Consider the following 10,816-nt stretch of genomic DNA (forward strand, 5'->3'; position numbering starts at 1 on the left):
GCCACCGCGCCTCCTGCGCGCTGCGGTGGCTGCACGCCTGCACGCCCTGCACTGGTACTGACATGGCGGTTCTGTTAGGCTCGACGGGTTTTTTGCCGACGCTGGGGTCGACTGCCACCGCCCGACGACCTGGAGGCCTCACCCGATGTCAGCCAAGAAGAACGACAGCAAGAAGCCCGCCCGCCGCAGCCTGACCACCGACGACGTCACCGTCGTCGAAGAGGGTCTGCTCAAGCGCGCGGTCAGCGCCGCAGCCCTCGGAAACGCCATGGAGTGGTTCGACTTCGGCGTCTACGCCTACATCACGACGACCATCGCCCAGGTGTTCTTCCCGCCGGGCAACGACGCGCTCAACATCCTGTTCACCTTCGGCACGTTCACCGCCGCGTTCATCGTGCGGCCGATCGGCGGCGCGTTCTTCGGTCCGCTCGGCGACCGCATCGGGCGCCAGAAGGTGCTCGCCCTCACGATGATCCTGATGGCCGCGGGGACGCTCGCCATCGGCCTGATCCCGTCGTACGCGACCATCGGCCTCTGGGCGCCCGTCCTGCTGCTGCTGGCGCGCCTCCTGCAGGGCTTCTCGACCGGCGGTGAGTACGGAGGCGCGGCCACGTTCATCGCCGAGTACTCGCCCGACAAGCGCCGCGGCTTCATGGGCTCGTGGCTCGAGTTCGGCACGCTCGCCGGCTACGTGCTCGGCGCCTCGCTGGTCACCGGCCTCCAGCTCGGCATGAGCGAGGAGGCGCTGCTCGCCTGGGGCTGGCGCATCCCGTTCCTGATCGCCGGACCGCTCGGCCTGATCGGGCTCTACCTGCGCCTCAAGCTCGAAGAGACGCCGGCCTTCCAGAAGCAGCAAGAAGAAGCCGCCGGTCGCGAGCACGTCAAGGTGCCCCTCGTGAAGCTCTTCGCCGAGAACTGGCGGGCGTTGATCGTCTGCATCGGTCTGGTGCTCGTCTTCAACGTGACCGACTACATGCTGCTGTCGTACATGCCGACCTACCTCACCAACACGCTGGGCCGCAGTGCGACCTCGGGGCTGTTGCTCGTCATCGTCGTGATGGTGCTGATGATGATCGTCATCACGTTCAGCGGACGCCTGAGCGACCGGTTCGGCCGTCGACCGGTGCTGTTCGCCGGCTGCATAGGATTCTTGGTGCTGTCGTGGCCGGCGCTCAAGCTCGTGCAGTCCGAGAGCACGCCGCTCGTCTTCGTCGGCCTGCTGGTGCTCGGCCTGGTGCTCGTCACGTTCACGTCGACCATGCCGTCGACGCTGCCCGCGCTGTTCCCGACGATCATCCGCTACGGCGCACTGGCCATCGCGTTCAACGTGTCCGTCTCGCTCTTCGGCGGCACCACGCCCCTGGCCACCGAGGCGCTGGTCGTCTGGGCCGAGGGCGAGGGCTTCTCCTGGGCCCACGACATCCCCGCCTTCTACCTCATGGCCGCGGCCGTGATCGGCCTCGTCGCCGTGTGGTTCACGAAGGAGACCGCCAACGAGCCGCTGCTCGGCTCGGGCCCCTCGGTCGCGACCGACGACGAGGCGCGCGAGCTGGTCGAGGCCTACGCCGACGAGTCGAGCGAGGTCGCGAAGTCGGACTGGGCGCTCGAGTGGGCGCAGTCCGGCCTCATCGACGTGGTCGACCCGAAGGCCGCCGAGGCCGACGCCGCCCGCCGCGGCTGAGGCGGCCGCGGGCCCCGGCGGGCGGGGCCGGGTCCGCCCCGGGGCAGGGCCCGGCTAGGGGCAGGGCCCGGCTAGGGGCGGGCGGCGAGCAGGGCGCGGGTGTGGGCGTGCTGCGGGGCGGAGAACACGTCGGCCGTGCGGCCCTGCTCGACGATCCGGCCCTCGTGCATCACGGCGACGCGATCGGACATGTGCTCGACGACGTCCAGGTCGTGCGAGATGAAGACGTAGGCGAGCCCGTCCTGTCGCTGCAGCTCGTCGAGGAGGTCGAGCACCTGGGCCTGGACCGAGACGTCGAGCGCCGAGACCGGCTCGTCGCAGACGATCACGCGGGGCCGCGGGGCCAGGGCGCGCGCGATCGCCACCCGCTGCCGCTGTCCGCCCGACAGGGTGTCGGGCCGACGCGTCACCGTGTCGGCGTCGAGTCCGACCCGTGCCAGCAGGGCGACGACCTCGGGCTCGACGGGACCGAGGCGCGTGCTGCGGCCCGACGTCAGCGCGTCGGCCAGCAGACGGCCGACCGTGAACCGGGGGTCGAACGAGCTCGAGGGGTCCTGGTAGACGGCGCCGAGGTCGCCACGGCGGAGACGACGGTCGCGCTCGCGGGCCGGGGCCCAGGACGTGCCGAGCAGGTCGACCGTCCCGGCGTCGGGGTCGTCGAGGCCGAGCAGCAGGCGGGCCGTCGTCGTCTTGCCCGAACCTGACGCACCGACGAGGCCGAGCGTCTCGCCGGCCCCGAGCGAGAGCGAGACGTCGTCCACGGCGACCCGGTCGGGCCCCCGGCGCCCCGGGAAGACCCGGCGCAGGCCCGTCGCCAGGAGGACGGGGTCGGACGGGGGAGTCGTCGCCGCGACCGGCGTCGACGGGCCGGGAGCGCCTCCGGGGCCGGGCGCGTCGGAGGCGACCGGCGTCGTCGACGCGGGCGCGCCTCCTGCGTCCGGGCCGTCGGCGGTCACGGGGGCGGAGAGGCGCCGACCCCGCGGGGCTCCGCCGGGCAGGGCGGCGATGAGCATGCGCGTGTAGTCGGCCTGCGGCGAGTCGAGCACGGTCGCCGTGTCACCCTGCTCGACGACGTGCCCGTCGCGCATCACGACCACGCGGTCGGCCAGGCGGCGGACGACCCCGAGGTCGTGACTGATCGCGAGGACGGCCGTGCCCGCGTCGCGCAGGGCGGCGAGTCGGTCGACGACGAGACGCTGCACCTCGGCGTCGAGGGCGGTGGTGGGCTCGTCGGCGACGATCACGCCGGGTCGCAGGGCGAGGGCCGCGGCGATGAGCGCCCGCTGCCGCAGTCCGCCCGACAGCTCGCCCGACCGCAGGCCCCGGCGCACCTCGGGGTCGGGCATGCCGACCTCGGTGAGGGCCTCCCGCACGCGGGCTCGGCGGGCGGCCGGCGAGAGTCGCGTGTGCAGCCGTAGCGCGTCGTCGATCTCGCGGCCGACCGGGCGCAGGGGGTCGAGCGAGACCAGGGCGTCCTGCAGCACGAGTCCGATGCGCGGTCCCCGCAGCCGACGCCAGCCCCGTTCGGACAGGGTGAGCAGGTCGTCGTCACCGAGCCGCAGGGCGTCGGCCGTCACGGTGCCACCGGTCAGCCCGAGCAGGGCCCGCGCGGTCACGCTCTTGCCCGAGCCGGACTCGCCGACCAGGGCCACGCATTCGCCGCGACCCACCGAGAACGACACGTCGTCGACGGCCGTCACCCCACCGAAGGTGACGTGCAGGCGGTCGACGACCAGGTCGTCCGAGGAGGCGCGGTGCCGGTCGCGGGGAGCGGCGCCGGTCGCCAGCGGGTCCGTGGTCATCGCCGTCCTCCTCGTCCGCGTCGTGCGAGACCTCGCCCCAGCACCGTGGCCGACGCGGCCGTCACCACGACGGCGAGCCCCGGGAAGACGGTCATCCACCAGGCGACCGCGAGGTACGCGCGCCCGGCCGAGAGCATCGCGCCCCACTCGGGTGCCGGCGGCGGCGACCCCAGCCCGAGGTAGCTCAGCGACGAGGCCCAGACCACGGCCTGACCGAGGCCCAGCGTGGCGAGCACGACCACGGGGGCGAGGGCGTTCGGCAGCACGTGACGCACCAGGACGAGCCCGGGGCGTCGGCCGAGCACGGTCGCGGCCTCGACCATCGGCGACCGACGGACGGCCGCCACCTGGCTGCGGACGATCCGCGCGTACCCCGGCGCGGTCGCGAGGCCGACGGCGATCGTCGCCGGCACGGCCCCCGGCCCGGTGAAGGCGATGACGACGAGCGCCAGCAAGAGGCCGGGCAGGGCGAAGAGCACCTCGAGGACGCGGCTCACGCCGGCGTCGGTCGCGCGGCCGACGAGGCCGCGACCGCCGAGGCCCGCCAGGACGCCGAGGACCACGCCGAGTCCCGTCCCGATCATCGTGGCGACGAGGCCGATCGTCAGCGAGGCACCGGCTCCGTGGACGACGCGGGTCCACACGCCTCGCCCCGACTCGTCGGTGCCGAACGGGTGCGCGAGCGACGGACCGGCGAACGCGTCGGTCGGCGACACGGCGAGCGGGTCGGCGGGGGCCAACAGGCCCGGTGCGACCGCCATCACGACCAGCAGCGAGAGCAGTGCGGCCGCCACGAGTTCGGTCGGGCCCAGCGGCAGGCGCCGCCGGGCGGTGCGGGACGAGGAGGCGCGGGCCGGGTCGGCACCGCGGGGCAGGTCGGGCAGCGCCGTCATGCCGCGCGTCCTCTCGGGTCGACCGCGCGTTCGGCCAGGTCGCCGAGCGCGACCACGACGACGTAGGCGAGCGCGGAGACAAGGGCGACGCCGGTCACGAGCGGGATGTCGCGCAGCGTGACCGCGCCGAGCAGGGTGCGACCGAGACCCGGGCGGGCGAAGACCGACTCGACCACGACGGCGCCGCTGAGCAACGAGCCGAAGGCCCAGCCCGACAGGGCGAGCCCGGGCAGCGCCGCGTGTCGGAGCAGGTGGCGGACGAAGAGTCCCGACGGGCCCTCGCCCCGGGCACGTGCCGAGAGGGCGAACGGGGTGGCCGCCGCGTCGAGCAGCGAGTCGCGGGTGACCTGCCCGAGGAACCCGGCGACGGGGATCGCCAGGGTGACGACCGGCAGGACGAGTCCCGCGGGGGTTCCCGTGCTCACCGGGGGCAGCAGCCCGAGCCGGGTGCTGAAGACGAGGATGAGCAGACTCGCCAGCCAGAAGTGCGGCACGGCCGAGGCGACGACCTCGAGACCCGACGACACCGCAGAGGCGATCCGGCCGCCGAGGGTCGCCCACCAGGCCGTCGCGATCGCGATCGACCAGGCCGCCACCAGGGCGAGGAGCGCGAGACCGATCGTGCCCGGCAACTGGTCGAGCAGCAACCGGCCGACGTCGGTCCGCAGCGAGTACGACGTCCCGAGGTCGCCCGTGGCGAGCCGTCCGAGCTGCGCGAGGTACTGCACGAACAACGGCTGGTCCAGGCCGTACTGCCGACGGACGGAGTCGAGGGCCTCGGCCGAGGCCTGCGACCCCGGGCCGCCGAGGATCGCCTCGGCCGGGTCGCCCGGGACGAGCCGGATGGCGAAGAAGATCAGCGTCGCGACGGCCCAGAGCACGAAGACCGCGCCGAGCAGGCGGCCGACGAGCCACCGACCCGCCCGTCGCCACCGCCCCGGACGCACTCGATCAGCTCGTCTTGTAGGCGTCGTACATCGTCGGTGCCTGGACCGTCGGCAGGGCCCGGACGCCCTGCACGGCCGAGCGCACCAGGTAGTGGTTCTGCTGGTCGTACAGCGGAAGGACGTGCCATCCCTCGAGGATGGTCTGCTGGGCCTGCTGGTAGAGGTCGGCGCGCTCGTCGGCGTCGCTCGTCCGGGAGGCGCGGGTCAACAGGTCGTCGAGGGCCGGGTCGCTCGTCTGCGAGAGGTTGGCGAAGTAGCCGCTCGGGGCGGGGGTGATGCCGTCGCTGTCGTAGAGGATGCGCAGCACGTCGGGGCCGACCTTCGTGTAGGGCGCGCTCACCAGGTCGTACTCGTTCGCCGCGAGGGCGCCGTACCAGCTCGAGAGGTCGAGGGGTTCGAGGGTGACGTCGAAGCCCAGGTCCTTGGCGCCGGCCTGGACCTGCTCGAACAGCGACTGCTCGGCGGGGATCGACTGGTTCGTGCTCACGGGGAAGGTCGCGGCGAGTCGCACGCCGTCCTTCGTGCGGTACCCGTCCGGGTCGCGGGTGGTCCACCCCGCCTCGTCGAGCAGGTCGTTCGCCGCGTCGGTGTCGACGTCGAAGAGCGACTCGTCGGAGAACGCCAGGGGCTCGACGCTCGACAGCGGACTGTACGACCGCTTCGCCGTGCCGAAGAACAGCGAGTCGATGCCCGAGTCGACGTCGACACCGCGGATGAACGCCTCGCGGACGCTCGCGTCGTCGAAGGGCGCCTTGCCGGCGTTGAGCTCGATGCGGTTGGAGGCGCCGGGGCGCGGGGCGTCGATCTCGTCGAGCGAGTCGTCCTTCGCCGCGGCGACGAGGGTGTCGGGCTGCGCGTTGTCGATCACGTCGACCTGGCCGGCCTGCAGCGCGGCGTAGCGGGACGCCGAGTCGGGGATGAAGCGCCAGACGATCTCGTCGAGGTGGGCGGGCCCCTGGTGCCCGGCATCGGCCGGCGGCGAGCTGTAGTCGTCGTTGCGGGTGAGCACGACCTGTTGCTGCTTGGTCCACGACTCGACCGCGAACGGGCCGGTGCCGACCGGTGACTCGCAGTTGACCTCCTGGCTCCGGGTCAGGGCCTCGGGTGACTCCATCGCGAGCCAGGGCTGTGAGAGGGACTCGAGCAGGGCGCTGTCGGGCTCGCTCAGGTCGAAGCGTGCCGTGCGCGCGTCGACCGCCTCGACGCCGGTGACCTTCCCGAGGGCGAGGTACCCGGTCGACGACAGCGTCGCGGGGTCCTGGAGATGGGCGACGTTGGCCGCCACGGCGGTGGCGTCGAAGGGGGTGCCGTCGGTGAACGAGACGCCGTCCTTGAGCGTGAAGGTCCAGCTGAGGCCGTCGGAGCCCTCTTGCCACGAGTCGGCCAGCCACGGGACGATGTCGCCGTTGGCGTCCTTCGAGACGAGCGACTCGAGGTACTGCGTCGACACGAGTGCCTGCGGGTAGTTGCCGCCGACGTGGGGGTCGAGGCAAGTCGGCTCGGCGTCGCCCGAGGCGTAGGTCAGCGTCCCCCCGGCGACCGGGGTGGACGAGGTGTCCGGGTCGCCCCCGCTCGTGCAGCCGGCGAGCACGAGGCTCGCGACGGCGGTGGCGGCGATCAGGACGGGCAGGCGGCTGCGCATGGGGCTCCGGGGGAGTGACGGGACGTCGGGTGGGATCCGACGACGCCGAGACGAGGCGGCATTCGTGGACCGGGTGCAACAAGTGCGCCGTCGAGTCTAGCGGCATGATGGTGGCCATGTCAGATGGACCAGACGCCACCCGCCCTCGGCGGCCGGTCGGCCGACCTCGCCGCTCGTCCGCCGAGATGCTGGCGGCCGCCGCGGCCGAGTTGTTCCTCGAGAACGGCTACGCCGGGACGACCGTCGACGACATCGCCCGTCGGGCCGGCGTCAGCCGTGGCACGTTCTTCAACTACTTCGAGGCCAAGTCCGACCTCTTCTGGCTCGACCTCGACCAGAGCCTCGCCGATCTCGGCGACCTGCTGCGCGCCTCCTCCGAGCTGTCGCCGGTCCGCCAGGTCGAGGCCGCACTCGTCGCGCTCGCCGAGGCCCACGACCCCGAACGCGTGCCCTGGGCCCTGACCCAGTCCGAGGCGATGGCCCTCGGCGACGACCTCGTCGCCTCGGCCGCGGTCCGGTTCGTGCGTCAGCAGGGGGCGGTCGCATCGTACGTGGCCGAGCGGTCGGGGCGGGATCGGTCGGATCTCGCGGCACAGGTGATCGGTTCGACGTTGATCGCGGCGGCGGCGGCCGCCATCGCGAACTGGGCGCGTGCCGGGGTGTCGCGCGGCCCCCTCGGGCCGGTGGTCGCGGCGGCCGTGGGCCCCGTCGCGGACGGACTCGACGCCCGGGAGGCGCGCTCGGCCTAGACCGTCGGCGTCGGTGACGTCGACGGGGACGTGGGCGAGAGGACGTCCACGAGCTCGGCGCGCTTCGGGAAGACCCACTTGTTCATCGCCCAGTACCGGAACACCATGGCGAGCATGGTGCCGATGATCGGCCCGCTGACGAAGTCGGCGATCTCTTGCGTGGTGCGCGAGACGTTCGGCACCTCGAGGCCGAATCCGTAGCGCGAGAGGTAGAGCGGCGCGGAGTTGAGGCCGACCCCGATGACGCTGACGATGACGAAGAGCAACATCTCGTGGGCGGTGTGACGCTCGCCCCGGTCGTCGAACGACCACTTCTTGTTCATCCAGTACGAGAAGACCGTCGCGACGATGATGCCCAGCGCGAGGGCGGTGACGGGGTGCTGAGGGATGACGAACAGCTTGAGCCCGTAGTTGATCACCATGGTGATCACGAAGCCGATGCCCCCGACGACGAGGAACCTCGCCGCGGAAGGGTGCTCTCTGATGAGCTTGATGACTGCTTGCACTGCATCACGGTAGCCGAGGGCGCGATGAAGCGGCTGAAAGCGACCACGGGATGCGTCACAAATCACCCCCCGAACGAGAGGGTGAGCCCGTGCAGCGCCGAAGGGTTGAGGGCGGCTCACTCTTGCGGATGACTTCTCGTCACGGCCTGGTCACGGCGTGAGGATCCGTCGCCCCCAGTGGCTAACGTCGTGCTCGTCGGACCGGATCACCGGGACGGCGACCGGTCGCCCCGGGGTGGGTCAGGGCGACCGGTCCACCCTGACTCACTGAAGAGGACACCACTCATGAAGAAGACCGTGTCGACCGCCACCGCGCTGTCGACGGCCATCGTCATCGCCCTGGGGGGCATCGCGCTGAGCGGACAGGCGGCGTCTGCGGCGTCGGTTCCCGGGAGCGTCGAGGCGCAAGTCGCGACCGCCTCGCCCCGATCGGTGGGGGAACCCCAGGACGGACAGGGAAGCACGGAGCAGCCCGTTGCCACGGCCGGGCCATCGGCCGAGCCGGTCGACCAGGCCGCTCCGGTAGAGGGAGCCGCTCCGGTGGACGAGGCCGCTCCGGTGGACGAGGCCGCTCCGGTGGATGAGGCCGCTCCGGTGGATGAGGCCGCTCCGGTGGACGAGGCCGCTCCGGTGGACGAGGCCGCTCCGGTGGACGAGGCCGCTCCGGTGGACGAGGCCGCTCCGGTGGATGACGGGGCGCCCCTTGCTGCGCAGGCCGAGGCGTTTTCGCTCGTGAGCCCGGTCGAAGGCGCGGTGTACCCGACGCTCGGCTACGAACTGGTCATCGACACGACAGAGGACTCGATCGCCGTCGTCGTGTACGACGGGGCCGGACAGCCGATCGTCAACGAGCCCACGGTCGCGGGACCGCGTATGACGCAGACGATCTACCTGCCCGACGAGGCGCCGGCCGATCAGGCGATCACGGTCGTGGTGTCGGACGCGCGAGGGGCCCTGCTCGGATACGAGACACGGAACTTCCGGATCGACGTCCCGACGTCCCCGGCCGTGACGGTGAGCACGCCCCGAACCGGTGCGATCGTGACGGCAGACTCCGAGTACCCGGGTCTGGGTGTGTTCGCGATCGCCGGAACGGGCGTCCCCGGATCGGCCATCGCCTTCACGGTCGAAGCCTTGAGCGGTCAAGAGGGGTGGGGTCACGACTACGACCCACCCCGCGTCGGCGCCGACGGTACCTACCGCTTCTTGGAGGTCCTGCCTCACGGGTCGTGGCGGCTGCTCGTGAGTCAGTACGTGCCTCGCGGTGACGGCCTGGCCGGTCTCGAGGGTCCGCCGTTCAGCCGCATGTCCGTACCCGTCGTGGTGGAATTCGCACTGGTCGCTCCGGCTGCGACGGCTCCGGAGGTGCCACCGGTCGCTCCCGCCGTCATCCCGGTCGTCTCGCGGCCCGTGAACCCGGTCGGCGTGGATGTCGTCCCCGTGGCGCACCGCTCCGACCTCGCCTACACGGGATCCTCCGAGACGACTCCGTGGGCGGGTCTCGCCGGCATGGTCCTCGTGGGTCTCGGGGCGGCGACCGTCCTCGTCACGCGGCGCCGCGCCTCGCGGGGCTGATCCGCAGCGCGGCCGTCAGCGACGAGCCGGGTCGGACGCCCTCCGGGGCGCCAGGCTCGGCTCGTCCGGCGTCGAGAGGGTGAGCACGGCCTCCTCGACGGCGTCGTGGTCCTCGAGCTGCCGCTCGACGCGGCGCAGGGCGACGGCGACGTGCTCTTCGCGGTCGTCGCCCGTCATGTCGACGGCGGCGACCAGGTAGAGCCGACCCGGACCGACGAACTCGGTGTGCAGGTAGGTGACCCGCTCGATCTCGGGGCGGGCGAGCAGACGTTCGAGCACGGTCGACTCGAGCTCGTCCGAGGGGCTCTCGCCGACGAGGAACCGCCGGTTGCGGTCGATCAGCACCAACGCGATCACCCCCAGGAGCACGCCGACGGCGATGGACCCGATCGCGTCGAACACCGCCGAGCCGGTGACCTGGTGCAGGAAGATTCCGAGGAAGGCGATCAGCAGGCCGATCAGGGCCGCCGCGTCCTCGGCGAACACCGCCCGCAGGGTCGAGTTCGAACTGCGCAGCACGTGCCGCAGCGTCGGCACCTGCCGTTCGGCCGCCGATCCGCGGGCCTGACGGAACGCCTGCAGGAAGGACGTGCCCTCGAGCACGAAGGCGATGGCCAGCACGACGTAGTTGATCAGGTAGTTCTCGGCCTCCTCGTCGGCGGTCAGCTGGGAGATGCCGTGCTGGATGGACACGACGGCGCCGACGGTGAACAGGCCGAACGCGGCGAACATCGACCAGACGTAGGTCTCCTTCCCGTAGCCGAGGGGGTGCGCGTCGTCCCGTCGCTTGACGCCCCGTTTGTCGGCGACGAAGAGGAAGACCTCGTTGCCCGTGTCCGCCCACGAGTGCGCGGACTCCGCCACCATCGACGCGGAACCGGTGAGGAAGGCGGCGATCGTCTTGGCGACGGCGATCAGCAGGTTGGCGACGAACGCCACGATCACGGTGACCGTGCTCTCGGGCTTGACCGGGGGGTCGGACGGGGTGGAGGACATGGCCTCGATCCTGCTCCTCGGGACG

At 72.2% G+C, this 10,816-nt stretch carries 9 protein-coding genes; 3 read left to right on the forward strand and 6 right to left on the reverse strand.

The features are described from left to right. The first annotated feature begins 145 nt into the window (after positions 1-145). Positions 146-1,681, forward strand: coding sequence for a glycine betaine/L-proline transporter ProP (gene proP, locus ACVJ1F_RS12505; protein WP_123571855.1), 1,536 nt, complete (start codon positions 146-148; stop codon positions 1,679-1,681). Between the two features lie 71 nt (positions 1,682-1,752). Here the strand turns inward: proP and ACVJ1F_RS12510 are convergent, their stop codons facing one another. Genes ACVJ1F_RS12510 through ACVJ1F_RS12525 form a run of 4 tightly spaced genes read right to left on the reverse strand, consistent with a single transcriptional unit; the run spans position 1,753 to position 6,965 of the window. Beyond that, positions 1,753-3,483, reverse strand: coding sequence for a dipeptide ABC transporter ATP-binding protein (locus tag ACVJ1F_RS12510; RefSeq protein ID WP_456886575.1), 1,731 nt, complete (start codon positions 3,481-3,483; stop codon positions 1,753-1,755). After that, on the reverse strand, positions 3,480-4,376 hold the full coding sequence (locus ACVJ1F_RS12515) for an ABC transporter permease (protein WP_456886577.1): 897 nt from the start codon (positions 4,374-4,376) through the stop codon (positions 3,480-3,482). Before ACVJ1F_RS12515 ends, ACVJ1F_RS12510 begins: the two co-directional genes overlap by 4 nt. Beyond that, entirely contained in the window at positions 4,373-5,323 is a 951-nt protein-coding gene (locus ACVJ1F_RS12520; protein ID WP_456886579.1) for an ABC transporter permease, read from the reverse strand. Before ACVJ1F_RS12520 ends, ACVJ1F_RS12515 begins: the two co-directional genes overlap by 4 nt. Positions 5,324-5,327: 4 nt before the next feature. Beyond that, a complete protein-coding gene (locus ACVJ1F_RS12525; RefSeq protein WP_456886581.1) occupies positions 5,328-6,965 on the reverse strand; it encodes an ABC transporter substrate-binding protein in 1,638 nt (545 codons plus the stop codon). Positions 6,966-7,081: 116 nt separating this feature from the next. On the opposite strand from ACVJ1F_RS12525, the gene ACVJ1F_RS12530 reads away from it, so the two are divergent. Next, on the forward strand, positions 7,082-7,714 hold the full coding sequence (locus tag ACVJ1F_RS12530; protein WP_456886583.1) for a TetR/AcrR family transcriptional regulator: 633 nt from the start codon (positions 7,082-7,084) through the stop codon (positions 7,712-7,714). On the opposite strand, the gene ACVJ1F_RS12535 is transcribed toward ACVJ1F_RS12530, so the two are convergent. After that, positions 7,711-8,220 (reverse strand): GtrA family protein, encoded by a 510-nt coding sequence (locus ACVJ1F_RS12535; protein ID WP_056048350.1) that lies wholly within the window; start codon positions 8,218-8,220, stop codon positions 7,711-7,713. The two genes, ACVJ1F_RS12530 and ACVJ1F_RS12535, sit on opposite strands and share 4 nt — an antisense overlap. A gap of 285 nt (positions 8,221-8,505) precedes the next feature. Between ACVJ1F_RS12535 and ACVJ1F_RS12540 the strand changes: the two genes are divergently transcribed. Next, positions 8,506-9,795 (forward strand): LAETG motif-containing sortase-dependent surface protein, encoded by a 1,290-nt coding sequence (locus ACVJ1F_RS12540; protein ID WP_456886585.1) that lies wholly within the window; start codon positions 8,506-8,508, stop codon positions 9,793-9,795. A 15-nt stretch (positions 9,796-9,810) separates the two neighbouring features. Here ACVJ1F_RS12540 and ACVJ1F_RS12545 read toward each other — a convergent pair whose 3' ends face one another. Further along, positions 9,811-10,791, reverse strand: coding sequence for a cation diffusion facilitator family transporter (locus ACVJ1F_RS12545; RefSeq protein ID WP_456886587.1), 981 nt, complete (start codon positions 10,789-10,791; stop codon positions 9,811-9,813). Positions 10,792-10,816 lie beyond the last annotated feature (25 nt).

The organism is Frigoribacterium sp. 2355 (assembly GCF_054060695.1).